The following is a 26,364-nucleotide window of genomic DNA, read 5'->3' as shown; positions in this document are numbered from 1 at the left end:
CATATCGGATGCAGCGCGCCGGCCCTTTGCAAGATTTGCATGATTACGGCCCTTTCCGAACGGGAGGCAACGCATCCACGCTACGTAAAATCCGTGAACCGCAAAGCGGATGCGGCAAACCCGATGTTGAACGGAGGGGGCTAAGCTGCATTCCATGACCTGCGATAGCATCCTTGCCCGACCATGCCGGCTGCTGATCCGGCTTGTCCGCCATCAGGCTGGCAGCAGCCTTATCGAGGCGGCCTTTGCGTTGCCGCTCCTGATCCTGCTGCTGATGGGCATATTGGGCTATGGCAGTTGGTTCATGATGGCGCATAGCCTGCAACAAGCGGCCAACGATGCGGCCCGCGCCTCCGTTGCCGGACTGACCACGGCCGAGCGGCGCAGTCTGGTCGATCAGAGCATCATCGCCGCTCGCGCCGCTTTCCCGGCCCCCGACGCGCAGACGATCGGCGTCGCTACAGGTGAAAGCAGCGGCTATTACAGGGTCACTTTGCGATATGATCTGGTCCATGCGCCGCTGCTCGCCGCCATCCCGGTCCCGTTACCCGGCGCGACGCTGGAGCGCAGTGCAGTGGTCCGGATCGCCAGCCAATGACCCGCTTGCCGCTCCATCGGGCGTTGGCGCGAGATCAACGCGGCGGCGTCATGCTGATCCTGGCCGGATCACTGTTCATGCTGGCCGGAGCGGCGACCGTGGCCGTCGATCTTGGCTCCGTCTTTCTTGCGCGCCGCCAGTTGCAGGGCGTTGCGGATGCAGCGGCGCTGGCAGCGGCAGACGGAGGCCGCTCCGCCGCCGAGCAATTGATCGGCCAAAGCGGCGTCAGCGGCGTCTCCCTCGCCACGATCGACACCGGTAGCTATGCGGCCGACCCAGCGATACCCTTGGAGCAACGTTTTCGTGTCAACGATCCGGCCGGCGGGGCGATGCGGGTCGAACTACGCCGCCGCACGCCGTTGTTCTTCGGCAAGCTGCTGGTCGGACGCGACGGCATCGACCTTAGCGCGCGCGCAACCGCCGCCCGCACGGATGCCGCCGCCTTTTCGCTCGGTACCGGCCTTGCCTCCATAAGTGGAGGATTACCCAATATGCTGCTGTCCAATCTGGCGGGCACCGAACTCAATCTGTCCGTGATGGACTATAACGGACTGGTCAGTGCCGACCTGGACCTATTGGGCGTCGCCGATGCCTTGCGCGTGCGGACGGGGCGCGATGGCGATACCTATGGCACCCTGTTCGATCGGGAAATACCCTTGTCCGACCTGCTGGGCGCGATGGCCGATAGCGCGGGCAACAGCGCGGCGGCGCATACGCTGTCGGCGTTGGCGGGCCGCATACCGGGTCGGTCAGTGCGCCTCAGCGACGTGATAGACCTTGGCCCGGCACGCGGCGCCGCCAATGCCATCGGACAGCCCAATATCCTGCTCGACGCTTTTTCGATGTTGCGCATGGTTCTAAGCCCGCCATCGGGCACCAGCATCCCCATGGACCTGCGCGTCACCGTGCCCGGCCTCAGCAGCACGCGATTGATGCTGGTGACGGGCGAAGGCCAGAGCCGATCCCCGCTGATGAGCATTACTGCCAAGCGCGACGTCGTGCTGCGCACCGCCCAGACCCGCATCTATCTGGAAAGCTCGGTCGCTACCGCCCTGTCTGGCATCGCATCGGTGCGGATTCCGCTTTATGTGGAACTGGCCGCCGCAGAAGCGCGCCTGTCCGACATTCAGTGCGGAGACAATGGTGGGGTCACGCTGGCGGTAACGCCGTCGGTCGGCACCGCCGCACTGGGCGACGTCGATGTCGGCGCCCTCACCAATTTTTCGATGCCGGCCAATCCGCGCGCCGCGTTGCTGGCGCAGACATTGGGCACGCGCGTCACCGGCTATGCCAATATCAGCCTGGGTGGCACCCACACGCAAAATGTCCATTTCTCTCCCGCAGAGATTAGCGCGCAGAAGGCCAAGACCGTCAGCACGCAGGACCTGACCCAGGGCATTGCCGCCAGCCTGACGCAAAAGACGCAGGTTCAGGTGTCGCTGTTGGGCCTGACCATCAGCAACAGTCCGCTCAGCCCCTTGGTCGGCACAGTGCTGGGCACCGCCGCGCCCCTGTTGGACGGCGTCGTCAACAGCGTCACCGCGACCTTGGGCGTGCGCGTGGGGTCGGCGGAAGTGCGCGTGCATCAGCGCCGTTGCGGCATGGCGGCCATCGTCGCCTGATTTTCTTGCCTTGGCGTCGCTCCGCCTTCAGGAGCGTTGCATGGGCGCTATCATGTTGCAGGGAACCGGATCGGACGTCGGCAAATCGGTGCTGGTGGCGGGGCTGTGCCGCGCGCTGGTGCGCCGGGGTTATCGGGTGCGTCCGTTCAAGCCGCAAAATATGTCGAACAATGCTGCCGTCACCAGCGACGGTGGCGAAATCGGTCGGGCGCAGGCCTTGCAGGCGATCGCCTGCCGCGTGGCGCCGCATACGGATATGAACCCGGTCCTGCTGAAGCCGCAGGCCGACCGGACGTCCCAACTGATCGTCCATGGCCAGGTACGCGGCGTGCTGGGCTCCGGCAATTTCCGCAGCGCGCGCGGGCAGTTGCTGGGCGTAGTTTTGGAAAGCTACGACCGGTTGCGCGGCCAGTGCGATATTGTCGTCGTCGAAGGTGCCGGATCGCCGGCCGAAATCAACCTGCGCGGCGGCGACATCGCCAATATGGGCTTTGCCCGCGCCGCCAACGTGCCGGTGATCCTGGTCGGCGATATCGACCGGGGCGGCGTCATCGCAGCGGTGGTCGGCACTCGCGCAGTGATCGATGCGGACGATGCAGCGATGATCCGCGGCTTCCTCATCAACAAATTCCGCGGCGATCCGGCCCTGTTCGAGGATGGCTATCGCCAGATCGAGGCGCTGGCGGGCTGGCGCGGCTTTGGCGTGGTGCCATGGCTGGACGCCGTGGCCCGCCTGCCAAGCGAGGATGCGGTCGTACTGGAGCGGCGAACTTTCTCTGCGGCGGCGCCACTGGTCGTCGCCTGCCCGATCCTGCCGCGCATTTCCAATTTCGACGATCTCGATCCGCTCAAGCTGGAGCCGGGCGTCGACCTGCGCATGATCCCGCCCGGTCAGCCCGTTCCGGGCGATACGGCACTGGTCATCCTGCCAGGATCGAAAGCGACGATCGCCGATATGCGCGCGCTCGTTGCCCAGGGCTGGGACATCGACATTCGTGCGCATCATCGGCGCGGCGGGGCCGTGCTGGGTCTTTGCGGCGGCTATCAGATGCTGGGACGGACGATTTCCGACCCGGACGGGCTGGAGGGACCGGCAGGATCTGTGCCGGGCCTGGGCCTGCTCGACGTGGACACCACGCTATCGGTCGGCAAGACGCTGGAGCAGGTCCATGGTCGCGCCCTCGATGCCGATTTTGGTGGCTATGAAATGCACATGGGCGTCACCACCGGGCCTGATTGCGGTCGCCCTTTCGCCCTGATCGATAGCGCGCGGCCGGATGGTGCGATCAGTCGCGATGGGCAAGTGATGGGCAGCTATGTCCATGGCTTGTTGGGCAGCACGGCTCTGCGCGACGCGCTGTTGCAGCGCCTGGGCACCCAATCAGCCGGGGCGGACTATGACCAGTCGGTAGAAGATGCCCTGGACGAGGTTGCCGCGCTGCTCGAAACGCATGTCGACATCGATGCGATGATCGCACTGGCGATGGCGTGAGCGCAAATAAAAAAGGCGGCTCTCGCCACCTGTTGTTTTCTCGACAAAGGGAGAATGGTGCACCCGGAACGATTCGAACGTCCGACCCTCAGATTCGTAGTCTGATGCTCTATCCAGCTGAGCTACGGGTGCACTTTTCTAAGTAAAGGCGACGGCTTGAAGCCGAAACCTGTCACGATGTTTCCAATGGTGCACCCGGAACGATTCGAACGTCCGACCCTCAGATTCGTAGTCTGATGCTCTATCCAGCTGAGCTACGGGTGCGTTGGAGAGGCGCAGATAGAAGCGCTTGGCAGATTGGGCAAGCCCCTTTTTCGGCTTTCCTGCACTTTTATCGCCGGGCAACTTTTAACCCCGGTTTTTCGTTGATGCGGTCAGGAGGATTCGATGATGAGCTTCAATCTGAACGAGGCGGCGCTGCTGCTGATTGCATTGGTGATCGGCTGGCTGCTGGGCCTGATGATGAGCGGTCGCGGCAAATATCGGCGATTGTGGCGCGACGAGCAGATTGCCCATCGCCAGGCGATCAAGGATCGCGATGCCCGTATCGAGGCTTCCCATGCCCGTATTGCGGAGCTGGAGCGGCAGTCGGCCGGGCCGATCGGCGCTGGCACGGCCACGGCGGTTGCAGGCGCGGTCCATGGCCGGGACGACCTGAGCCGGATCAACGGCGTCAGCCAGGCGCAGGAGGTAGCGCTGAACGAGGCCGGCTATCATCGCTATGCCCAGATCGCAGCGCTCAATGCCGAGCAGGAAGCCACGCTGGAGGCCCGGCTGGGCCTGAAGCCTGGCACCATCAGCCATGAAGATTGGCGCAAACAGGCCGATGATCTGGCGCATGGCCGCAAACGCGGCCTGTTCGGCTAAATCCGGACAGTCCCAACGAAAAGGGCGGGGTTTGTTGCCCCGCCCTTTTTTTATCACTTATTCGCCAGCGCCGCCTGCGCCGCCGCCAGCCGGGCGATCGGCACGCGATAGGGCGATGCCGAGACATAATCGAGGCCGGTCCGCTCGCAGAAGGCGATCGAGGCCGGATCGCCACCATGTTCGCCGCAGATGCCCAGCTTGATGCCCGGACGGGTCTTGCGACCACGTTCGGCGGCCAGTTCGATCAGTTCGCCCACGCCCTCGACATCGATGCTGACGAAGGGATCGCGGGCGAAGATGCCCTTGTCCACATATTGCGTCAGGAAACGGCCGGCGTCGTCGCGGCTGATGCCGATCGTCGTTTGCGTCAGGTCGTTGGTGCCGAAGGAAAAGAATTCGCCCACTTCGGCGATCTCGCCAGCCTTCAGCGCCGCACGCGGCAGTTCGATCATGGTGCCGACCAGATAATCGACGCTGTTGCCCTGCTCCTCGAACACTTCGGCCGCAACGCGATCGACGATCGCCTTCATCAGCTCCAGCTCCTTGCGCGTGGCGACCAGCGGGATCATGATCTCCGGGATCGGCGCCTCGCCGCCCCGCGCCTTCACGATCAGCGCCGCTTCGAAGATCGCGCGAGCCTGCATCTCGTAGATTTCCGGATAGGTCACGCCCAGACGGCACCCGCGATGGCCCAGCATCGGGTTGAATTCATGCAGTTCGGCGGCGCGACGCTTGAGCGTATCGACGCTGACGCCTGCGCCCTTGGCCACTTCCTCAAACTCCGCTTCGCCATGCGGCAGGAATTCATGCAGCGGCGGATCGAGCAGGCGGATGGTGACGGGCAGGCCCGCCATCACCATGAAGATCTGCGCGAAATCGTCCCGCTGTTCGGGCAGCAGCTTTTCGAGCGCCACGCGGCGGCCCTTCTCACTGTCGGCCAGGATCATTTCGCGCACGGCGGTGATGCGCGCCGCGTCGAAGAACATATGTTCCGTGCGGCACAGGCCCACGCCTTCCGCACCGAATTCGCGCGCGACCTTGCAGTCCTGCGGCGTTTCGGCGTTGGCGCGCACCTTGAGGCGGCGGACCTTGTCGGCCCACACCATCAGCGTGCCGAAATCGCCGGCCAGTTCGGGCTGAACCGTCGGCACTTCGCCCGCCATCACCTCGCCGGTCGAACCGTCGATGGTCAGGATGTCCCCTTCCTTCAACTCGCGGCTGCCGACGCGCAGGATCTTGGTCTTGCCGTCGATCGAAATGCCACCGGCGCCGGAGACGCAGGGGCGGCCCATGCCGCGCGCCACCACGGCGGCGTGGCTGGTCATACCACCACGCGCGGTCAGGATGCCCTTGGCCGCGTGCATGCCGTGAATATCTTCCGGGCTGGTTTCGACACGGACCAGGATGACGGCATCACCCAGTTCGGCACGACGCTCGGCCGTGTCGGCGTCGAACACGATCAGGCCCGAAGCGGCGCCCGGCGAGGCGGGAAGGCCCTTGGTCAGCACGTCGCGCGGCGCGCTGGGGTCGAGCGTGGGGTGCAGCAACTGGTCGAGCGCGGCGGGATCGACGCGGGCGACGGCTTCCTCTTCGGTAATCAGACCCTCGGACGCCATGTCCACGGCCATTTTCAGCGCGGCCTTGGCGGTGCGCTTGCCCGAACGGGTTTGCAGCATCCACAGCTTGCCCTGCTGCACCGTGAATTCGATGTCCTGCATGTCGCGATAATGGGTTTCGAGGATTTCGAACACCTTTGCCAGTTCGGCATAGGTTTCCGGCATCGCCTCTTCCATAGACAGTGGCTTGGCCCCTGCCCGCTCGCGCGCGGCCAGCGTCAGATATTGCGGGGTGCGGATGCCGGCGACGACGTCCTCACCCTGCGCATTGATCAGATATTCGCCATAATAGGCATTCTCGCCGGTCGACGGATCGCGGGTGAAGGCAACGCCGGTGGCGGAAGTTTCGCCCATATTGCCGAACACCATCGCCTGCACGTTGACCGCAGTGCCCCATTCGCCGGGGATGTTGTTGAGGCGGCGATACACCTTGGCGCGCTCCGACTGCCAGGAGCCGAACACGGCCGAAATCGCGCCCCACAGCTGGTCATGCACATCCTGCGGGAAGGGCTTGTTCCACAGCTTCTGCACCAGCGCCTTATATTCGGCGACCAGCGTCTTCCAGTCGTCGGCGGTCAGCTCTGTATCGAGCGTATAGCCATTGTCCTCCTTGGCGATTTCGAGTGCTTCCTCGAAAGCGCCATGGTCCAGCTCCAGCACGACGTCCGAATACATCTGGATGAAGCGGCGATAGCTGTCCCAGGCGAAACGCTCGTCGCCCGACGTTTTGGCGAGGCCGATCACGGTTTCGTCGTTGAGGCCAAGGTTGAGGACCGTGTCCATCATGCCCGGCATCGACGCGCGCGCGCCCGAACGGACCGACACCAGCAGCGGGTCGGCGGCGTCGCCGAATGTCTTGCCGGTGATGCCCTCGATATGCGCGATGCCGTTTGCGACTTCCGCGGTCAGGCTTTCGGGATATTTGCCACCGTCCACATAATAGCGGGTGCACATTTCCGTCGTGATGGTGAAGCCCGGCGGCACCGGCAGGCCGATCGCCGCCATGCCGTCCAGATTGGCGCCCTTGCCGCCCAGCAGATTGCGGTCGCCCTGACCGCCATCGTCCACGCCGCCGCCGAACCGATAGACATAGCGGGTCGCGGTGCTGTTCATGATGGCCTCTTCCGTCGTAACCATAGATCCGGCTCTCCCTGCACTGATTGCCGTGTTGTGCGATGCAATAATAATGTCGCAAATAGCGATTTAAGAGTGAATAGAATAGGAGATAACGCGCTTAACTTCGCATATTTCCCGTTCAATTCGAAATTTAATGTCCTTACCCCGTAATTTTCGAAAAGTCCGCGACGTTGTGCACCGCAGCACGCACCTGCGCTAGCAGCGCGAGGCGAGTCGTGCGCTTGGCCGGATCGGCGTCGTTGACGGTCACGCTTTCGAAGAAGGCGTCGATCGGCTTGCGGAGCGTCGCGAGCGCCGCCATGGCGCCCTCAAAATCCTCGGCCGCGACAGCCTGCGCCGCCTGTGGTTCCGCCACGTCTAGCGCTGCAAGCAGGTCAGCTTCGGCCTGTTCGGGCGTGTAGGACAGCGCTTTATTCGTCACCCCAGTGAAGGCCGGGGTCTCATGAGGCAGCGCGCCATCGCCTGCGACCCCAGCCTTCGCTGGGGTGACGGAAAGATCAGGCGCTTCCTTCTTGAGGATATTGGCGGCGCGCTTGTACCCGGCGAGCAGGTTCACGCCATCGTCAGTAGCAACGAAGGACTGAAGCGCCTTTACACGAGCGAGCAGACGGACGAGATCTCCCTCTTTGCCTTCGCCCCCTTCGATAGCCTGCGCTGCACGGATGATGTCAGCCCGTTCATTTTCCTTCATCGCCACTTCAAGGCGATCAAGAAGGAAATCCCTAACGTCTGCTGCAACAACCACACCGCGGCCGAACGTATCTACGTTTGGTTTGCGAGGGTCAGGCATAGCTTTAACGATTTCGACAATCGCTTTTACAAAATGCTCTGCATTAGACTTCTCGATGAGACTATTGATTACCGGCAAAGCCTTGAGCAATGGTTCCCGGTCGCGTTCTTGCTGCGTAGCAACCAGCGACGGTATCAACGATACAAATGCCGCTAGCACGATATCTACACGCAGACCATTCTCGCGAATAAGCGCTATGATGCCCAGAGCGGCCCGACGTAATGCAAACGGATCTTTGGAACCCGTAGGCTTTTCACCGATCTCGAAAAACAATGAGATTGTATCCAGCTTGTCCGCCAAACTCACAGCCACCGTCACCGGCGCGGTCGGCACGTCATCGCCCTGCCCGACCGGCTTGTAATGGTCGCGGATGGCGTCGGCCACGGCATTGGGCAGGCCTTCGGCGCGGGCATAATAGCCGCCCATCACGCCCTGCAATTCGGGGAATTCGCCGACCATTTCGGTGACGAGATCGGCCTTGCACAGTTCGGCCGCCTGACGCGCCAGCGCCGGGTCGCAGTTCGGCACAATGCCTTCGCTTGCAAGCCATTCGGCCAGCTTGGCTACGCGCTCCACCTTGTCGGCGACGGTGCCCAGTTTCTCATGGAACGTAATCCGCTCCAGCTTCTTCGCCTGCTCGGCCAGCGGCGTCCTGCGGTCCTGCTCCCAGAAGAAGCGCGCGTCGCTCAGGCGCGCGGCCAGCACCTTGCGGTTGCCGGCGACGATTGCCGCGCCGCCATCCTTCGCCTCGATATTGGCGGTGCAGATGAAGGCCGGGGCCAACTTGCCTTCGCCATCCCGCAGCACGAAATATTTCTGGTTAATCCGAAGGGTTAGCTGGATGACTTCAGGCGGCACCTCAAGAAAGGCCGGATCGAAATCGCCCAGCAGAGGCACCGGCCATTCGGTCAGGCCGGCATTTTCCGCGATCAGCCCCTTGTCCTCGATCACGCTGTACCCGTGCGCGGCGGCAGCTTCGTCAGCCTTGGCTGCGATGATCGCTTGCCGCTCCTGATGGCTGACGATCACATGGCAGGCGCGCAGCTTTTCGACATAGTCGTCGGCGCCGCCGATGGTGATTTCACCGGGATGATGGAAGCGATGGCCGAGCGTGGCATAGCCCGACCGCACGCCCTCAATCTCGATATCGACCAGGTCTTCGCCCAGGATCGCGACGATGCCCTTCAAGGGGCGAACCCAGCGCAGGCTCTCGGTCGTCTGGCTCGCCGCGCCCCAGCGCATGGATTTGGGCCAGGGAAAGGCGCGGATGATGGCAGGCACCGCTTGCGCCAGCACATCGGCGGTCGCGCGGCCGGGCTTGTTCACGACGGCGAACCACACGCCATCGCGATCCTCAAGTTGATCCTGCGTCAGGCCGGTCTTGCGCAGGAAGCCGTCCAGCGCCTGCGCCGGCGCGCTGGTGCGTGGACCCTTGAACTCTTCGCTGACCGCCGCCGTCTCCAGCGGCAGGTCGCGCGCGATCAGGGCAAGGCGACGCGGCGTGACGAAACTGTCGATGGCGGCGGGCTTCAACCCGGCCTTTGCCAGTTCTTCGGCGAACAGGCGGGCGAGATCGTCGGACGCCTTCAACTGCATCCGCGCCGGAATTTCTTCGCAACGGATTTCGAGGAGGAAATCGGTCATCACGCGGCCCACCCGTTCACTTCCATCCACTTTTCGCAACTGCCCTTCGCCATGTCGCGCACCTGGCCCATGTAGCTGGCGCGTTCCTGCACGGAGATCACGCCGCGTGCCTGAAGCAGGTTGAAGGTGTGGCTGGCCTTGATCGCCTGCTCGAATGCGGCGAGCGGCACGCCATTTTCGATGCACTGGTCATATTCCGCGCGGCAATCCTTGAACCAGCGGAATAGCTTCTCCGTGTCGGCGACCTCGAAATTCCATTTGGACATCTGCCGCTCATTTTCCAGGAATACGTCGCCATAGGTGACGCCGGCGTCGTTGAACTTCAGGTCATACACGCTGTCGACGCCCTGAATATACATTGCCAGCCGCTCAAGCCCGTAGGTCAGCTCGCCCGCGACCGGCTTGCAATCATAGCCGCCCATCTGCTGGAAATAGGTGAACTGCGTGACCTCCATGCCGTCGCACCATACTTCCCAGCCAAGGCCCCAGGCGCCCAGCGTCGGGCTTTCCCAGTCGTCCTCGACAAAGCGGATGTCATGGACCAGCGGGTCGATGCCGATTTCCACCAGCGACCCCAGATAGAGTTCCTGAAGGTTCGCCGGGGACGGCTTCATGATGACCTGATATTGGTAATAATGCTGGAGCCGGTTGGGGTTCTCGCCATAGCGGCCGTCGGTCGGGCGGCGGCTGGGCTGCACATAGGCGGCGTTCCAGGCGTTGGGCCCCAGCGCGCGCAGGGTGGTCGCCGGGTGGAAGGTGCCCGCGCCGACTTCCATGTCGAGCGGCTGAAGGATGACGCAGCCCTGTTTCCCCCAATAGGCATGCAGGGTCAGGATCAGGTCCTGGAAGGAAAGCACTTTGCCTTCGGCCACGGATAGTCCTCAAAAAATTGCAATCTAGAATGTCGCGCGCCTTGGCGCATGGCATGCCCATGGTCAAGGGAAAGCGGCGGCAAACAGGGTTAAGCGGCTTGCCCTGCGCCCACGCGCTCCCCATTGAGGGAGACATGAAGATGCTCCCTGCCCTGTTCCGTGCTTTGAGTGCCACGCTGCTGATGATCGGCGGCGTCGCACAGGCCCGCACGGCCCAAACCGCGACCCCTGCCCTGTGGCAGGTGAAGGATGATGACACGACCATCTATCTGTTCGGCACCGTCCATGTGATGAAGCCGGATATCGACTGGTTCCATGGCGATGTGAAGCGCGCCTTCGACCGGGCCGATACGCTGGTGCTGGAGATTATCGAGCCGGACGATCCCAATGCCATCGCAGCGACCATGGCCGGATTGGCGATGGCCAAGGACGGGGTGAAGTTGTCGGATCGGCTGACGCCGGACGCCCGGACCAGATATCAGGCAGCGATGGACGGCAACGGCCTGCCCTGGCGGACGTTCGACATGTTCAATCCGTGGATGAGCGGCATGGCCCTGTCGGTCGCCCCGCTGGAGAAGCTGGGTTACAAGAACGACCTGGGCGCGGAGAAAATCCTGCGCACCGCCGCCATGGGCGCTGGCAAGAAAGTCGATGCGCTGGAGACGGTGGAGCAGCAGGTCGGCTTCTTCGCCAGCCTGCCGATGGAACAGCAGGTGCAGTTCCTGAACGCCACGGTGGATGGCCTGCCGGACATGGAAAAGGAATTTGGCGACCTGCTGCGCTACTGGCAGGCGGGGCAGCCGGACAGGCTGGCCAAGTCCATGAACGAATCGCTGGAGGCGACGCCGGAACTGGCGCAGGTGTTGCTGACCGGACGCAACGCCAATTGGGCCAAGTGGATCAAGGCGCGGCTCGACCAGCCGGGCACCGTCTTCGTGGCGGTCGGCGCGGGCCATCTGGCCGGCAAGGGCAGCGTGCAGGAGCAACTCAAGGCGCTGGGCGTCCAAGCCAAGCGAATGAAGAAGGTCGAGCCATGAAGCCTATCCTGACCCGCCTGCTGGCGCTCTTCGCATTGTCCTTGGTTGCGGCCTGCGGTCAGGACGGCAAGCCGGTGGCCAAGGTCGAGAGCGGCCCGGCGCTGTGGCAGGTGCAGCGCGGCGAACTGAACGGCTGGCTGTTCGGCACCATCCATGTCCTGCCTAAGGGCGTGGCGTGGGAGACGCCGGCGATCAAGGACGCGATGGGCGCGTCGGACCGGCTGATATTGGAAGCGGCCGATTTGCAGGACGAGCAGAAGACGCTGGGCCTGTTCGAGACGATGGGCCGCAGCCCCAACCTTCCGCCGCTGGAAAAGCGGGTACCGGATGGCGAGAAGGCGGCGCTGAGCAAGGCGATGGCCGATGGCGGCACCAACAGCCAGCTCTTGTCCGGTTATGAAAGCTGGGCCGCCGCGATGCTGCTGTCCGCCGCCAGCCAGCAGGGCCTGGGCGTCAGCCAGAGCGACGGCGTGGAGCCGGTGCTGATCGGCACCTACAAGAAAGCGGGCAAGCCGATCGGCGGGCTTGAGACGGTGGAGCGCCAGTTCGCGGCATTCGACACGCTGCCCCAAAGCGCGCAATCGGCGCTGCTGGTGCAAACCGTGCATGAGGCCAAGGGGATGAAGGCGCTGTACGATCGCATCCTGACCGCCTGGTCGAAGGGCGATATGGACGCGATCGCCAGGGAAGATAAAAATGGCGAGCAACCCGACCCGGTCGTGGAGGACGCGGTCCTGGTCGCTCGCAACCGCGACTGGGTGAAGGCGATCGAACCGATGAAGGGGCGCCCCTTTATCGCGGTGGGTGCGGGCCACCTGACCGGGCGCGAAAATCTGATCGCGTTGCTGAAGGCGCGCGGGTACACAGTCACGCGGGTTCAGTGAACCCGCCCTTCCCCACCCCTTGCCTTTCCGCCATTTCCTGCTAAAGGGCCGCCTTCCCGCGATGGTCATCCCTGGAGGCGTGGCGGGAAAGTACATCAATTTTGCTTTTGGAGACACGCAATGAGCGAGCAGCTTACGCTGTCGGCCGAGGCACGCGATCGGGCAGGCAAGGGAGCCTCCCGCGCCCTCCGCCGTGAGGGCCGCGTACCCGCCGTCATCTATGGAATGAACGAAGAACCCCTGTCGATCCATGTCGAGGAAAAGCTCCTCAACAAGCAGCTCGGCACCGGCCACTTCTTCAATTCGGTCATCATGGTCGAAGTCGGCGGCAAGACCGTCCGCACGCTCGCCAAGGACGTGGCCTTCCACCCCGTCACCGACCGTCCGCTGCACGCCGATTTCCTGCGCGTTTCGGAACATGCCACCGTTCACGTCCATGTGCCGGTGCGCTTCGAAAATGAAGACGCCTCGCCGGGCCTGAAGAAGGGCGGCGTGCTGAACATCGTGGCGCATGACATCGAACTGGAAGTCGACGCCGCCAACATTCCCGACGAGGTCGTTGTCGACCTGACCGGTCTGGAAGTCGGCGATTCGCTGCACATCAGCGCTGTGACCCTGCCCAAGGGCACCAAGGCGCTGCATGCCGACACCGACTTCTCGATCGCGACCGTCGTCGCCCCCTCGGCGCTCAAGAGCGCCGAAGGCGATGCGGAAGCCGAGACTGCTGCCGAAGGCGAATAAGCCTTTCCCAGCTTCAAGCTATTTGCGAAATCCCGTTCGAGCCATGCTCGGGCGGGGTTTTGCTTTTCTGGAGGATTTCGATGCAGATCTGGGCGGGCCTGGGCAATCCGGGGCAGCAATATGCGATGCACCGTCACAATGTCGGCTTCATGGTCGCAGACCTCATCGCGGACATGTATCGCTTCTCCCCCTCGAAAAAGCAGTTTCAGGGCTGGGTGCAGGAAGGCCGGATCGGCACGGAGAAGGTCATCCTGCTGAAACCCGCCACATTCATGAACGAAAGCGGCCGTTCGATCGGCGAGGCGATGCGCTTCTACAAGCTGACGCCGCAGGACGTCACCGTCTTCCACGACGAACTCGACCTTGTACCCATGAAGGTGAAGGTGAAGCGCGGCGGCGGCAATGCCGGGCATAACGGGCTGCGCTCCACCGACGCGCATATCGGCAATGATTTTCGCCGGGTTCGTATCGGCATCGGCCATCCGGGGCATAAGGACAAGGTCCATGGCTATGTGCTGGGCAATTATGCCAAGAGCGAGATGGACGCACTGAGCGACATGCTGGGTGCGATCGGTGCCGAGGCCGAATGGCTGGCAAAGGATGACGACGCCCGCTTCATGAACGAAGTGGCGCTGCGCCTGGCTGCCTGAACGGCCGAAACATCCAGACATGGCGTTCCCCGGCGAAGGCCGGGGTCCAGTTCCAAGCGTAGTTCTGGGCCACGACAATCCATAGCTTGGCATTAAACCGCCTGAACATTCTTAACCCGATTGCGCGTTGCAACATTGCCGGGCCATAAGGCGCGGCGAAAATGCGACTTCAGGGGATTTTGGGTGATTCAGACCGTTTCGACGACGCCGTTCAACGACCAGAAGCCCGGCACGTCCGGCCTGCGCAAGAAGGTCCGGGTTTTCCAGCAGCCCCATTATGCGGAAAATTTCGTCCAGTCGGTGTTCGACAGCCTGGACGGCTTTGCAGGCCAGACGCTGGTGGTGGGCGGCGACGGTCGCTACCTGAACCGCGAAGTCATCCAGATCGTCATCAAGATGGCGGCCGCCAACGGCTTTGGCCGCGTTCTCGTGGGTCAGGGCGGCATCCTCTCCACCCCCGCCGCCTCGCACCTCATTCGTGCTTCTGGCGCCTTTGGCGGCCTCGTCCTGTCGGCCAGCCACAATCCCGGCGGACCGGATGAGGATTTCGGCATCAAATATAATATCGGCAATGGCGGCCCGGCACCGGAAAAGGTGACCGATGCCATCGCCGCGCGATCGCTGGTCATCGACAGCTACAAGATACTGGATGCCGCGGATGTGGATATCGACGCGATCGGCACCAGCCAGTTGGGCGCCATGACCGTCGAAGTCGTCGACCCCGTCACCGCCTATGCCGACCTGATGGAAAGCCTGTTCGATTTCGCAGCCATCCGCGCACAGATCGCCGGCGGCTTCACCCTAGCCTTCGACAGCATGAGCGCCGTCACAGGCCCCTATGCGGTCGAGATTTTCGAACGGCGCCTGGGCGCGCCCGCCGGCACGGTGATGAACGGCACCCCCCTGCCCGATTTCGGTCATCATCATCCCGACCCCAATCTGGTCCACGCGAAACAATTATACGACCGGATGATGGCCGCCGACGCGCCCGATTTCGGCGCTGCGTCGGACGGCGATGGCGACCGCAACCTGATCATCGGGCGGCACAGCTATGTCACGCCGTCGGATTCCCTCGCGGTGCTGGCGGCCAACGCGCATCTGGCGCCGGGCTATAAGGCTGGCCTCAAGGGCATCGCCCGCTCCATGCCGACCAGCGGCGCGGCGGACCGGGTCGCGGAGAAACTGGGCGTGCCGCTCTACGAAACGCCCACCGGCTGGAAATTCTTCGGCAACCTGCTCGACGCCGGCATGGCGACCATCTGCGGCGAGGAAAGCGCCGGCACCGGGTCGGACCATGTGCGCGAGAAGGACGGCATCTGGGCCGTGCTGCTCTGGCTCAACATTCTCGCCGTGCGGCAGCAGAGCGTAGCCGCCATCATGGCCGATCATTGGGCGACCTATGGCCGCAATTACTATGCCCGCCACGACTATGAAGCGATCGCCAAGGACAAGGCCGATGCGCTGATGGCCGCGCTGCGCGGGAAGCTGGACAACTTGCCAGGCACCTCCAACAGCGGTGGCACGGTCAAGAGCGCGGACGATTTCGCTTATACCGATCCGACCGATCAGTCGGTCAGCCGCAACCAGGGCGTACGCATATTGTTCGACGATGGATCCCGCGTCGTGTTCCGTCTGTCGGGCACCGGCACGGAAGGGGCGACCTTGCGCGTCTATATCGAACGCTATGTCGGGCCGGACGGCGATCTGGGATCGGAGACGGGCGACGCGCTGGCCCCGCTGATCGCCGCGGCGCAGGCGGTGGCCGACATCAGCGGCTATACCGGCATGGACAAGCCCAGCGTCATCACCTGATCTTTGCCACGGCACGCAAGGCAGGCTTGCGGTGGACACAAACTGACAGGCGGGAAACAGGATAGCAATGCGCGCGCATTATGGGGACGGGGAGTTTTTCCTCCCCAAGGACCATCATGCGCCGCCTTGCCTTCTGCCTGTCCGCCTGTCTTACCCTCCTCTCCAGCCCTGCCGGCGCGGCGACCAGTCAGGACGAGCAATTCTGGCTCAACCTCACCGCCATGGGATCTATCAAGGACGAGCTGGTCTATTTCGCGGAAATCCAGCCCCGGATCGGCGATGGCATATCGCGTGTCGACCAGTCACTGTTTCGGGGCGCGCTCGGCTGGAAAATTTCGCCGACCATGACTGTCTATCAAGGCTATGCCCATGTGGTCGTGCCAATCGAAGCCGGCAAGGACATCAATGAGGAACGCAGTTTCCAGCAATTGAGCTGGACGCTGGGCAAGCCATGGGGCGGTGAACTGTCGTCCCGCACCCGTCTGGAGCAACGCTGGCGCTCGAACGGCGACGATATGGGATGGCGCCTGCGTGAAATGCTGCGTTACGAAAAGCCGTTGAAGCCGGGCAGCGATGCCGTCAACGCGCTGGTCTATGCGGAGGGGTTCGTAGCGCTCAACGACACGGACTGGGGCGCGCGCAGCGGGTTCGATCAACTCCGCAGCTTCGCCGGCGCGGAAATCGGCCTGCCCGGCGCATCCACGCTGGAAGTGGGCTATCTCAACCAGTTGGTGAACCAGCGTGCCGGCGACACGCGCGTCAACCATGTCGCATCGATCACGCTGTTCTTCCGGCATTGATAAGCGCTAAGTCATTGATTATAAAAATAAATATTATGATTGCGCGAAAGCATCCCGCCATGACGCAGAAAAGCACAGCCATTACAGCGACTTAAAATCGCGTAATCCGAAACAACTGTCCAACTGGTTGTCGCAAGACGGGCTCAGCGCCCGTTATCGGCGATGATGTCCACGCTGGTCTTGCCGCCCGGCGCGTCGGTAAACAGGATGAAATAGGCGCTGCCATCGGCGCTGCGCGTGCCGCCCAGCACATGGTCGCCGCCCAAAATCCTGTGCTCGCCATCATAGCCGGCGCGGCGCGCCAGCGTGTAATAATAATCCATCACGCCCTGACGCGACACGGCGGTCACGAAACTTGCCGCCCGCAATTTGCAGCCGTCCACCTGCGCGCCGGCAGCTTCGGTCAGTTGCGCGCCGGGATAGAGGGCGAAGGGTTCGGGCAGGCGCTGCGCCCATTCCATTCCGTAGGCCAGTTTCCTGGCGCAATTGCCCTTGCCCGCGCCTTCCCGTGCGACCGCACCCAGCGTAACGGTGGAAGCCAGCGCCTCGCCCTGCGTCGCGGCAGGTGCGCTGAGCAGTTTGCCACCGGCCAGCTTGACCGCCTGCGCCTGCGCCGCGCCCGCATCGCTGCCCAGCACCGGTACCGCCCCATTGGCGGGCTTGTCGGCCGTGCGCACCGCGTTGCGATTGGACTGGCCCACCAGTTGCGGATCGACCACGATCGGATCGGCGAGCGCCCCCTTAAGCGCCGGATCGGTCGCATTGTCGGTCAGTTGCGCGTCGAGCGACGCAAGACTGGCATCCTTGTCACCCTTGCCACAGGCGGCGAGCGCCAGAACCAGAGATATCATGCCAACAGACCGGAAACGCGCCATCCTTCACTCCTTCGTAAACAAGCCCTGAAGAGCAAAGGTTAATATTGCGTTAGGACTATTGGTGAATCTGCCGAATTTCGGCACGAATGGCCAGTCGGCATCGACTGGCATTGTCCCACTGTCTTGCTCTGGGACAGATGAACCGCCATGATCCATCGATGCTCAATATCCTGTCAGGCTTTATCGGCCTTGTCACCCTTGTCCTAATGATCCCGGCGGTGTTTCCGTTTTTGGGAGCGCTCAACTGGATACTGATACCGATGGCCCTGTTCGGCGCGTTCATCGGCCTGATGTCGTCGAAGAAGGGCGGGCAGAATTTCTGCCTGATCGTGGCGGCATTTGGCGCATTGCGCCTGTTCCTGGGCGGAGGCATTTTCTGACACAGGATCATATGGAAGTGCGCAAGGGGCTGCTCGCAGCCCTGGGCGCCTACGGAATGTGGGGCCTGCTGCCGCTCTTCTTCCGCCTGCTGCACCAGGTCGATCCCGTGGAGATCGTAACGCAGCGCATTCTCTGGTCGCTGCTCCTGATTTTCGTCATCCTGGTCGCGCGCAAGGGCTTGCCGGCCTTTGCCGCAGCTTTTCGAGACAGGCGGCTGGTCCTGCCGCTGACCGGATCGGCGCTCATGATCGGCCTCAACTGGTTGACCTATGTGTGGGCGGTGAATGAAGGTCATGTCGTGGCGGCCAGCCTTGGCTATTTCCTCAATCCGCTGGTCGTCGTGACGCTGGGCGTGCTGGTACTGAAGGAAAGGCTGCGCCGACCGCAGATGCTGGCCATCGCGGTAGCATCGATCGGCGTCGCCATCCTGGCCGCCTCGGCGCTGACCACGCTCTGGATCAGCCTGTCGCTGGCCTTCAGCTTCGCCTTTTACGGCTTGCTGCGCAAGGTGACGCCCGTCGCGCCGATGACCGGGCTGGGCGTCGAAACCGCAATATTGGCGCCTCTGGCCATCGCCTATCTTCTGTGGGAATCGGGTCATGGCGGCACAAGCTTCGGTCAGGATAGCCCAACTACTTCCCTGCTGATAATTTCAGGGGCAGTGACGACCGTGCCTCTGGTGCTGTTCGCCATGGCGGCGCAACGCCTGCCGATGGCGACGCTGGGCCTGCTGCAATATCTGGCCCCCACGCTCCAGTTTCTCTGCGGCATATTATTGTTCGACGAGAAGCTGAGCGGTGGCCAGATCGCCAGTTTCGGCCTGATCTGGGTCGGCCTGATCCTCTTTGCCAGCGACGGCATCGCCACCGCGCGACGCAACCGGATGATGACGGCATAAGGCTTGGCTTAGGCGCGCGGCGCTCCTATTTAGGGGCATGACTGGCACGACCCTGACCGACCGCGCGATCCTGAGAATTTCCGGCGACGAGGCTAAACCCTTCCTCCAGGGGCTGCTGACCCGCGATGTTCTGAAACTGGCGGAAGGAGAGCCGCGCTGGACCGCCCTGCTCACGCCGCAGGGCAAGGCGCTGTTCGATTTCATCCTCTGGGCGGATGGCGATGATGTGCTCATCGATTGCGAAGCCGGGCAGGCCGACACGCTTGCCAAACGCCTGACCCTGTATCGATTGCGCCGCAAGGTCGCGATCGCCCGCGAAGCGGGTCTTGCGGTTCATTGGTCGCCTGCCGCGATCGATCGACCTTTCGACCCGCGCCTTGCCGCGCTGGGCCATCGTTGGCTTGCTCCGGCCGATGCCGGCGGTGCCTCCGCCGCCTTTCGTGCCCATCGCCTGTCGCTGGGCGTTTTCGAGGGCGCGGGCGAACTGGGGCAGGACCAGACGCTTTGGCTGGAAACCAATGCCGAGGAATTGAACGGCGTCGATTATGACAAGGGATGCTATGTGGGACAGGAGAATACCGCCCGCATGCATTATCGCAACAAGGTGAGCCGGCGACTGATCGCCGTGCCATTGGCACGCGCCGACGAAAAGCGTCAGCGCGCTGCCCTGCCCGACCTTGGCCTGTCGATCGAACTGCATCGGATAGAATCGGTCGATCCCGCCGTCCTGCCCGCATGGCTCGCGACTGCGATCGAAAGCCAGGCTGCCGAATGAAGCGCGCGCTGATGGCGCTGCTCTGCGCCTTCACCCTGACTGCGCCGGCCGCCGCCGACACGCGCTGGACCCTGGTCAGAACCTATCCCCATGATGCGCAGGCCTTTACCGAGGGGCTCTTCTATCTGGATGGCGACCTCTACGAAAGCACGGGACTGGAGGGGCAGTCGGACGTCCGCAAGGTTGCGCTGAAGACCGGGACGGTCCTGCAAAGCCGGACTATCGAGCCACCCTATTTTGGCGAAGGCATCGTCAATTGGAAGGATCGGCTGGTCAGCCTGACCTGGCGCCATCGCAAGGGCTTTGTCTGGAATCTGAACGATCTGACGCCGGTTGCCGATTTCAGATATGAAGGCGAAGGCTGGGGCCTGACACAGGATGGCCGCAGCCTCATCATGAGTGACGGTAGCACGCAGTTGCGCTTTCTCGATCCCGACAGCCTGAAGGAACAGCGCCGCATCACCGTGACCTGGAACGGCCGCGGCGTCGAGCGACTGAACGAACTGGAATATGTGCGCGGCGAAATATGGGCGAATATCTGGTACGATAGCCGCATCGCGCGGATAGACCCTGCGACCGGCGCGGTAATCGACTGGATCGATGTCGGCCCGCTGCGCAAGGCCGCCGGCGTCACCGACAGCGAAGCCGTCGCCAACGGCATCGCCTATGACGCTAAGAAGGATCGCGTCTTCATAACCGGCAAGAATTGGCCGAAATTGTTCGAGATCAAGGTCGATCGCTAGAAAGTCAGTGGCGCGGTTCGTTGCCGTGCATCTTGGCCCACAGCGCAGCGGTGCCGGCCTCCTGCGCGCGGGTGGTGAACTGGGCTGCGATCAGCCAGCCCTTGATCGGGCGGAGCGGCAGGATCGCCGTCAGGATCAGCACGGGAATACCCACGGCCAGATGCACCCACAGGCCCGGCCGTGCCATGATCTCCAGCATCACGATGAAGACCACGCCCGGCACGCAGGCGAAAAGCTGCACGAACACGGCTGGACCATCGGCGGGATCGGCGAAACTATAGTCGAGGCCGCAGACTTCGCAATGATCGCGCACGGTCAGGAAACCGGTAAAGATATGCCCTTCACCGCAACGTGGGCAGCGGCCGATCACGCCCGTTTCATGCGCCGGGCGCTTCTTCCACGCGCGACCATTTTGGTCGATCCAGTGGGTCTCGCTGTTCTGTTCCATATTCTCTCCTGACACCTGCCCCATGGCGTATCGGCACCGCATTTATCAATTGCGCCTTTTGTCCCACCCGGTTTTGCCTGTTCCCCAAAGGCTGGCCTTTCCACGCACAAAGCGCTATCGGCGCGCCAATCCTTCTTTCCGATCTTGTAAGGCAGTCAAATGGGTTTTCGTTGCGGTATCGTCGGCCTCCCCAATGTGGGCAAGTCCACCCTGTTCAATGCGCTGACCGAAACGCAGGCGGCGCAGGCGGCCAATTATCCCTTCTGCACGATCGAGCCGAATGAAGGCCGCGTCGCCGTGCCCGACGACCGGCTCGACACCATCGCGAAGATCGGCGGCAGCGCCAAGATCATCGAAACGCAACTGAGCTTCGTCGATATCGCCGGCCTGGTGCGCGGCGCGTCCAAGGGCGAAGGGCTGGGCAACCAGTTCCTGGCGAACATCCGCGAGACGGACGCGATCGTCCACGTCCTGCGCTGTTTCGAAGATGGCGACATCACCCATGTCGAAGGCAAGGTCGATCCCATCGCCGACGCGGAGACGGTCGAGACGGAACTGATGCTCGCGGATCTGGAAAGCCTGGAAAAGCGCGTCCCCAACCTGGCCAAGAAAGCCGCGCAGGGCGACAAGGAGGCCAAGGCGGCCGCCGCCGTGCTGGGACAGGCGCTCGACCTGCTGCGCGAGGGCAAGCCCGCACGCCTGACCGTGCCACGCGACGTCGAGGAAGAACGCCTCTTCGCGCAGGCGCAATTGCTGACCGCCAAGCCCGTCCTCTATGTCTGCAATGTCGAGGAAGACAGCGCATCGAGCGGCAACGCCCATTCGGCGCGCGTGTTCGAAAAGGCCGCGGCGGAAAATGCCAAGGCGGTGATCGTGTCCGCCGCGATCGAGGCCGAATTGGTCACGATGCCCATCGAGGAACGTGCCGAATATCTCGAAGCACTGGGCCTGACCGAAGCCGGCCTCGCCCGCATCATCCGCGCCGGCTACGAATTGCTGGGCCTTATCACCTTCTTCACCGTCGGGCCGAAGGAAGCCCGTGCCTGGACCGTTGCCAAGGGCAGCAAGGCACCGCAGGCCGCCGGCGCAATCCACACCGATTTCGAAAAGGGCTTCATCCGCGCCGAAACCATGGCCTATGCCGATTATGTCCAGTATAATGGCGAAGCCGGTGCGAAGGAAGCGGGCAAGTGGCGCTCCGAAGGCAAGGACTATGTGACGCAGGATGGCGACATCATGCTGTTCCGCTTCAACGTCTGATCGACCATGGCGCTGCGTCTTGGCCAAATGCCCGCGCAGCGCAAGGCGGCCTTTCCGCCCAGCGTCGATGCCGATACGCGGCTGTTGATCCTGGGCAGCCTGCCCGGTGATGCGTCGATCAAGCAGGGCGAATATTATGCCCATCGCGGCAATGCCTTCTGGGACTTGCTGGGCGATGTGCTGGATGAGGATTTGCGCGGCCAACCCTACGCGATGCGGCTGAAACGCCTGCGCGCGCTCGGCGTCGGACTATGGGATGTGATCGAGAGCGCGGAGCGGCCCGGCAGTCTGGACAGCAGCATCAAAGGCGCGGAACTGCGCGACCTTGGACTGTTCGTGGAGCGGCTCCCGGCGTTGCGGGCCATTGGCTTTAACGGGAAGACGGCCAGCCTGCATGGCAGGCGGCAGTTGGGGGATCGGCCTGGCCTGCGCTTGATCGACCTGCCCTCCTCCAGCGGTGCCTATGCCAGCCTGTCGCGCGCGGCGAAATTGCAGGCCTGGATGGGCCTGCGTGACGCGCTGACATAAAAGCCTACCAAAACGTCACTTTACCGTCATCGCATGGCTGCTAAGCGATTTCGATCCGAACGAAATCTGAAGAGTCGCCATGTTATCCCGCACATTCGCCCCTGCCCTGTTCGCTCTTGCTGCCCTGAGCGGCTGTACCACCGTCGCCTCGACGGAGCGCCCAGCGCCCTCCGCGCAAGCGGAGCAGCGTGCGCCGGTTACCATATTAGTATCCATCGACGGGTTTCGCGCGGATTATCTCCAGCGCGGAGTCACGCCCAACCTGACGGCGTTGGCAAGCGGCGGGATCGAGGCGCCGATGCGCCCGTCTTTCCCCACCAAGACCTTCCCCAATCATTGGGCGATCGTCACCGGCGACCGGCCCGATCGCAACGGCATCGTCGCCAACAATATGGAAGACGCCGCCCGTCCGGACGAGAAATTCACCATGGCGAGCGACGATCCCTATTGGTGGAATGACGTCGAGCCGATCTGGGTAACGGCAGAAAAAGCCGGTGTCCGCACGGCGACCATGTTCTGGCCGGGGTCCAACGTGCCATGGGGTGGCACGCAGGACAAGGAATGGCCGCGGGCCATCCACGGCGGCACGCGGCCGCAGGATTGGGCGCAATTCAACCAGCAGATTGGCGGCACGCAGCGCGTCAACATGGTGTTGGACATATTGCGCCGCCCCGCCGACATCCGTCCGCGCTTCGTGACGCTGTACTTCGACACGGTCGATACGGCGGGCCATGTAAAGGGGCCGGATGCGCCGGAAACGACGCAGGCCATTGCCGAGGTGGACGCGCATATCGGGGAACTGGTCGCGGGGCTGAAGGCTATGGGCCAGCCGGCCAATCTCATCGTGCTGGCCGACCATGGCATGGCGGCGCGTTCCGCCGACCGGATCATTCCGCTCGACACGATTGCCGACCCGGCCGATTATCATATCGTCGAAAGCGGCCCCTATGCCAGCCTGACCGCAATAGCGGGACATGAAAAGGCGCTGGAGGCTGCGCTGCTCAAGCCGACGCCGCATATGCAATGCTGGCGCAAAGGCGAGATACCCGCGCGCTTCCATTATGGCACGCATCGCCGCATCCCGCCCTATTTCTGCCTGGCCGATACCGGTTGGGAGATTCAGCCGAGCAAGCCAAAGGGCGCGGTGACCGGCGGCAATCATGGCTGGGACGATCGGGCGCCGGAAATGCAGGCGCTGTTCATCGCCAACGGCCCGGCCTTCGCCAGGGGTGCCAAGGCGCCGGCGGACGGATTTGCCAATGTCGATGTCTATCCTCTGCTCGCCCACCTGATCGGCGTGACGCCGCGGGCCTCGGATGGCAATCCCGCCACCCTGTCCGGTCTTCTTGCCGTCCCGCAGAAGCCGTGACATCGCGCGAAGGATATGCGTGCGGCTGACTTCACATTGACGTAAACGGAAGGCAACTCTACACTCCTGTTCATTGAAACAGGAGACGGGCCATGACCGACGATATAGTCTATTTCGAGGATATCGCGATCGGCGACGGCTTCGATTTCGGGCCGCTCGCCGTCTCGCGCGAAGAGACGATCGCCTTCGCCGCCGAATTTGATCCGCAGCCCTTCCACCTGTCGGACGAGGCCGCCGCGACTACCCATTTCGGCACGATCTCCGCGAGCGGCTGGCATACGACGGCCCTGTTCATGAAGATGTTCGTTGCGGAAATGCAGGCACATCCGGGCCGTCAGGCTGCCAGCCTGGGCGCTATGGGCGTGGACGAACTGCGCTGGCTGCGCCCGGTCCGCCCCGGCGACACATTGCGGGGGCGGAGCGAAGTGATCGACAGGAAAGCATCGCAAAGCCGCCCGGAAATGGGGATTGTCCGTAGCAAGGTGACGATCCTCAATCAGAACGATCAGCCGGTGCTGACCATGATCCCGATCGCCATGTGGCGGACGCGGCCCACCTTGGGATAAGAGCCTCACCCATCTCCACCGATCTGGCTCAGGGAGCGGCCGTGCGGATGGCAGTCAAAAGATGAGGCTATTTTCGCCCGAACAGCTTCTCGATATCGCCATGGCCCAACTTCACCCAGGTCGGGCGCCCATGATTGCATTGGCCCGACCGGGGCGTGACTTCCATCTCCCGCAGCAGCGCATTCATTTCCGCGACGCTCAACACCCGGCCGGCGCGGACGGAGCCGTGGCAGGCCATGGTCGCAGCGACGAGATCAAGGCGCTCCTTCAACGACAAAGCGCTGTCATAGGCCGCCAGATCGTCTGCCAGATCCGTGACCATGCCCTGCACATCGGCTTGGCCAAGCATGGCGGGAACGGAGCGCACCAGCATGGCCGAGGGGCCGAACCGCTCCAGATCCAGGCCGAATTCCTTGAGTTCGGCGATCCGCGCCTCCAGCCGGTCGCAGGCGGTTTCCTCCAGTTCGACCACTTCGGGCAGGAGCAAAGCCTGGGACGCCACGCCCTGCCCCTCCATCGCGCGGCGCATCCGCTCCAGCGTCAGCCGTTCATGCGCGGCATGCTGGTCCACGATGACGAGGCCATCCTCCGCCTCCGCAACGATATAGGTGCGCGCCACCTGTCCGCGCGCCACGCCGAGCGGGAAGCTATGACCTTCGGGGGCTGGCGCAGCGGCGGGCTCGGCGCGGGCCTGCGGCGGGGGCGTGATGAACGAGGTCCGGCGATCGGCGAAGGCGGAGGATGGCGTGAACTGATTATAGCTGGGAGGCAGCGACGCGCCTGCCGCCGCGAAGATCGGCATCGAGCCGATCGGCGTTGGCGAAATCGGCTCAGCCTTCCACGCCGACAGGGCCGCCGGATCGGCATTCTGGACCGCGCGGAATCCCTCGGCATCCAACGCACGGCGCAGGCCGGAGACGATCATGCCCCGGATCAGCGCCGGGTCGCGGAAGCGCACCTCCGTCTTGGCGGGGTGAACATTGACGTCCACTTCGAGCGGCGGAACGTCCAGAAACAGGGCGACGACCGGATGGCGATCGCGCGCCAGCATGTCGGCATAGGCGCCGCGCAGCGCCCCGATCAGCAACCGGTCCCGGACCGGGCGGCCATTGACGAACAGATATTGATGGTCGCCCACGCCGCGATTGTAGGTGGGGAGCGAGGCGACGCCGGACAGTTGCACGCCCTCCCGCTCCAGTGAAACGATTACATGATTGTCGGCCAGCGCCCGGTCGGTGAGCGCGGCGACGCGCTCCTCCCGCGCTTCGCCGCCTTGGACGCCCAGCACACGCCGGCCATCATGTTCGACCGAAAAGGCGACCGAGGGATGTGCCATTGCGAGACGACGGACGATGTCGAGACAGGCAGCATATTCGGCCTTGGCCGTGCGCAGGAATTTGCGCCGCGCCGGTACCTTTCCGAACAGCTGCTCCACGGTGACGCGGGTGCCGGGGGGAAGCGCCGCCGGACCTTCTGCAACCAGTTGCCCGTTATCAACGGTACGGTTCCACCCGTCTGCCCCGCGCGGGCGGCTGTCTATCGACAGGCGCGCGACGCTGGCAATGGACGGCAGCGCTTCCCCCCGGAAGCCCAAAGTGGCCACATTTTCAATGGCATCGTCGGGCAGTTTCGACGTGGCATGGCGCTCCAGCGCCAGCGCCATGTCGGCCGAATCCATGCCGCAGCCGTCATCGCTGACCTCGATCCGGTCCAGCCCGCCACTGGACAGGCGGATCGCAATGCGAGTCGCGCCAGCGTCCAAAGCGTTTTCGACGATTTCTTTCAGCGCGCTGGCGGGTCTTTCGACCACTTCACCGGCAGCGATACGATTGACCAGATGTTCGGGTAGGCGGCGTATTGACATTGATTAGGGACTAGCCCAAGCGAGCGCTTTCCGCGAGCCGCGACCTCAAATTTTTTGCACTGCAAGGCGCAAGGAAGCTAAGGTTAACGGCAGGA

At 63.3% G+C, this 26,364-nt stretch carries 24 protein-coding genes and 2 tRNA genes; 18 read left to right on the top strand and 8 right to left on the bottom strand.

Going from position 1 to position 26,364, the window contains the following annotated elements:
• Nucleotides 1-154 precede the first annotated feature (154 nt).
• Genes AC07UX_RS04530 through AC07UX_RS04520 form a run of 3 tightly spaced genes read left to right on the top strand, consistent with a single transcriptional unit; the run spans nt 155 to nt 3,712 of the window.
• Nucleotides 155-598, top strand: coding sequence for a TadE/TadG family type IV pilus assembly protein (locus tag AC07UX_RS04530; RefSeq protein ID WP_495190779.1), 444 nt, complete (start codon nt 155-157; stop codon nt 596-598).
• Nucleotides 595-2,220: a pilus assembly protein TadG-related protein gene (locus AC07UX_RS04525; protein WP_495190778.1), complete on the top strand. Its 1,626-nt coding sequence runs from the start codon at nt 595-597 to the stop codon at nt 2,218-2,220. Before AC07UX_RS04530 ends, AC07UX_RS04525 begins: the two co-directional genes overlap by 4 nt.
• A gap of 40 nt (nt 2,221-2,260) precedes the next feature.
• Complete coding sequence (locus tag AC07UX_RS04520) at nt 2,261-3,712, top strand: cobyric acid synthase (protein WP_495190777.1); 1,452 nt, start codon at nt 2,261-2,263, stop codon at nt 3,710-3,712.
• Between the two features lie 55 nt (nt 3,713-3,767).
• On the opposite strand, the gene AC07UX_RS04515 is transcribed toward AC07UX_RS04520, so the two are convergent.
• Nucleotides 3,768-3,844 (bottom strand) — tRNA-Arg (locus AC07UX_RS04515).
• Nucleotides 3,845-3,899: 55 nt separating this feature from the next.
• A tRNA-Arg gene (locus tag AC07UX_RS04510) sits at nt 3,900-3,976 on the bottom strand.
• Nucleotides 3,977-4,102: 126 nt separating this feature from the next.
• On the opposite strand from AC07UX_RS04510, the gene AC07UX_RS04505 reads away from it, so the two are divergent.
• Entirely contained in the window at nt 4,103-4,579 is a 477-nt protein-coding gene (locus tag AC07UX_RS04505) for a helix-hairpin-helix domain-containing protein (RefSeq protein ID WP_495191787.1), read from the top strand.
• 53 nt (nt 4,580-4,632) lie between these two features.
• On the opposite strand, the gene ppdK is transcribed toward AC07UX_RS04505, so the two are convergent.
• The 3 genes from ppdK to AC07UX_RS04490 all read right to left on the bottom strand — a co-directional run bounded on the left by ppdK (nt 4,633) and on the right by AC07UX_RS04490 (nt 10,638).
• The gene (gene ppdK, locus AC07UX_RS04500; RefSeq protein ID WP_495190776.1) at nt 4,633-7,332 is read right to left on the bottom strand and encodes a pyruvate, phosphate dikinase; all 2,700 of its coding nucleotides are present in this window, start codon (nt 7,330-7,332) and stop codon (nt 4,633-4,635) included.
• A 139-nt stretch (nt 7,333-7,471) separates the two neighbouring features.
• Nucleotides 7,472-9,766, bottom strand: a complete 2,295-nt coding sequence (gene glyS, locus AC07UX_RS04495; RefSeq protein ID WP_495190775.1) for a glycine--tRNA ligase subunit beta — start codon at nt 9,764-9,766, stop codon at nt 7,472-7,474.
• On the bottom strand, nt 9,766-10,638 hold the full coding sequence (locus AC07UX_RS04490) for a glycine--tRNA ligase subunit alpha (RefSeq protein ID WP_495190774.1): 873 nt from the start codon (nt 10,636-10,638) through the stop codon (nt 9,766-9,768). The genes glyS and AC07UX_RS04490 overlap by 1 nt, the downstream gene beginning before the upstream one ends.
• Nucleotides 10,639-10,772: 134 nt before the next feature.
• Here AC07UX_RS04490 and AC07UX_RS04485 point away from each other — a divergent pair, with 134 nt between their 5' ends.
• From AC07UX_RS04485 to AC07UX_RS04460, 6 genes are all read left to right on the top strand, one after another.
• Complete coding sequence (locus AC07UX_RS04485) at nt 10,773-11,675, top strand: TraB/GumN family protein (protein WP_495190773.1); 903 nt, start codon at nt 10,773-10,775, stop codon at nt 11,673-11,675.
• Entirely contained in the window at nt 11,672-12,559 is an 888-nt protein-coding gene (locus AC07UX_RS04480; RefSeq protein WP_495190772.1) for a TraB/GumN family protein, read from the top strand. Before AC07UX_RS04485 ends, AC07UX_RS04480 begins: the two co-directional genes overlap by 4 nt.
• A 120-nt stretch (nt 12,560-12,679) precedes the next feature.
• Nucleotides 12,680-13,300: a 50S ribosomal protein L25/general stress protein Ctc gene (locus AC07UX_RS04475; RefSeq protein ID WP_495190771.1), complete on the top strand. Its 621-nt coding sequence runs from the start codon at nt 12,680-12,682 to the stop codon at nt 13,298-13,300.
• Nucleotides 13,301-13,380: 80 nt separating this feature from the next.
• Entirely contained in the window at nt 13,381-13,950 is a 570-nt protein-coding gene (gene pth / locus AC07UX_RS04470; RefSeq protein WP_495190770.1) for an aminoacyl-tRNA hydrolase, read from the top strand.
• A gap of 183 nt (nt 13,951-14,133) precedes the next feature.
• Nucleotides 14,134-15,762, top strand: a complete 1,629-nt coding sequence (locus AC07UX_RS04465) for an alpha-D-glucose phosphate-specific phosphoglucomutase (protein WP_495190769.1) — start codon at nt 14,134-14,136, stop codon at nt 15,760-15,762.
• Nucleotides 15,763-15,878: 116 nt separating this feature from the next.
• Nucleotides 15,879-16,562, top strand: coding sequence for a DUF2490 domain-containing protein (locus tag AC07UX_RS04460; RefSeq protein ID WP_495190768.1), 684 nt, complete (start codon nt 15,879-15,881; stop codon nt 16,560-16,562).
• 143 nt (nt 16,563-16,705) lie between these two features.
• Here the strand turns inward: AC07UX_RS04460 and AC07UX_RS04455 are convergent, their stop codons facing one another.
• The gene (locus AC07UX_RS04455; RefSeq protein ID WP_495190767.1) at nt 16,706-17,437 is read right to left on the bottom strand and encodes a hypothetical protein; all 732 of its coding nucleotides are present in this window, start codon (nt 17,435-17,437) and stop codon (nt 16,706-16,708) included.
• Nucleotides 17,438-17,595: 158 nt separating this feature from the next.
• Between AC07UX_RS04455 and AC07UX_RS04450 the strand changes: the two genes are divergently transcribed.
• The 4 genes from AC07UX_RS04450 to AC07UX_RS04435 are packed head-to-tail and all read left to right on the top strand — an operon-like array spanning nt 17,596 to nt 20,234.
• Entirely contained in the window at nt 17,596-17,817 is a 222-nt protein-coding gene (locus tag AC07UX_RS04450) for a hypothetical protein (protein WP_495191786.1), read from the top strand.
• A gap of 11 nt (nt 17,818-17,828) precedes the next feature.
• Nucleotides 17,829-18,716 carry an EamA family transporter RarD gene (rarD, locus tag AC07UX_RS04445; RefSeq protein ID WP_495190766.1) on the top strand — a complete coding sequence of 296 codons (888 nt, stop codon included), beginning with the start codon at nt 17,829-17,831 and terminating at the stop codon, nt 18,714-18,716.
• A gap of 37 nt (nt 18,717-18,753) precedes the next feature.
• On the top strand, nt 18,754-19,491 hold the full coding sequence (gene ygfZ / locus AC07UX_RS04440) for a CAF17-like 4Fe-4S cluster assembly/insertion protein YgfZ (protein ID WP_495190765.1): 738 nt from the start codon (nt 18,754-18,756) through the stop codon (nt 19,489-19,491).
• Nucleotides 19,488-20,234 (top strand): glutaminyl-peptide cyclotransferase, encoded by a 747-nt coding sequence (locus AC07UX_RS04435; RefSeq protein ID WP_495190764.1) that lies wholly within the window; start codon nt 19,488-19,490, stop codon nt 20,232-20,234. Before ygfZ ends, AC07UX_RS04435 begins: the two co-directional genes overlap by 4 nt.
• Nucleotides 20,235-20,238: 4 nt before the next feature.
• Here the strand turns inward: AC07UX_RS04435 and AC07UX_RS04430 are convergent, their stop codons facing one another.
• Nucleotides 20,239-20,682 (bottom strand): DUF983 domain-containing protein, encoded by a 444-nt coding sequence (locus tag AC07UX_RS04430; RefSeq protein WP_495190763.1) that lies wholly within the window; start codon nt 20,680-20,682, stop codon nt 20,239-20,241.
• 159 nt (nt 20,683-20,841) lie between these two features.
• Between AC07UX_RS04430 and ychF the strand changes: the two genes are divergently transcribed.
• The 4 genes from ychF to AC07UX_RS04410 all read left to right on the top strand — a co-directional run bounded on the left by ychF (nt 20,842) and on the right by AC07UX_RS04410 (nt 24,405).
• Nucleotides 20,842-21,942 carry a redox-regulated ATPase YchF gene (gene ychF, locus AC07UX_RS04425; RefSeq protein ID WP_495190762.1) on the top strand — a complete coding sequence of 367 codons (1,101 nt, stop codon included), beginning with the start codon at nt 20,842-20,844 and terminating at the stop codon, nt 21,940-21,942.
• Between the two features lie 6 nt (nt 21,943-21,948).
• Nucleotides 21,949-22,470, top strand: a complete 522-nt coding sequence (locus tag AC07UX_RS04420; protein ID WP_495190761.1) for a DNA-deoxyinosine glycosylase — start codon at nt 21,949-21,951, stop codon at nt 22,468-22,470.
• A 79-nt stretch (nt 22,471-22,549) separates the two neighbouring features.
• Nucleotides 22,550-23,839 (top strand): alkaline phosphatase family protein, encoded by a 1,290-nt coding sequence (locus tag AC07UX_RS04415; RefSeq protein ID WP_495190760.1) that lies wholly within the window; start codon nt 22,550-22,552, stop codon nt 23,837-23,839.
• 92 nt (nt 23,840-23,931) lie between these two features.
• Nucleotides 23,932-24,405 (top strand): MaoC family dehydratase, encoded by a 474-nt coding sequence (locus AC07UX_RS04410; protein WP_495190759.1) that lies wholly within the window; start codon nt 23,932-23,934, stop codon nt 24,403-24,405.
• A gap of 67 nt (nt 24,406-24,472) precedes the next feature.
• Here AC07UX_RS04410 and mutL read toward each other — a convergent pair whose 3' ends face one another.
• Nucleotides 24,473-26,269, bottom strand: coding sequence for a DNA mismatch repair endonuclease MutL (mutL, locus tag AC07UX_RS04405; RefSeq protein ID WP_495190758.1), 1,797 nt, complete (start codon nt 26,267-26,269; stop codon nt 24,473-24,475).
• Nucleotides 26,270-26,364: the final 95 nt, after the last annotated feature.

The organism is Sphingobium sp. GW821-FHT02B05 (assembly GCF_059421905.1).
The sequence above is the reverse complement of the archived record's forward strand: the minus strand, read 5'-3'. Positions and strand labels throughout refer to the sequence as shown.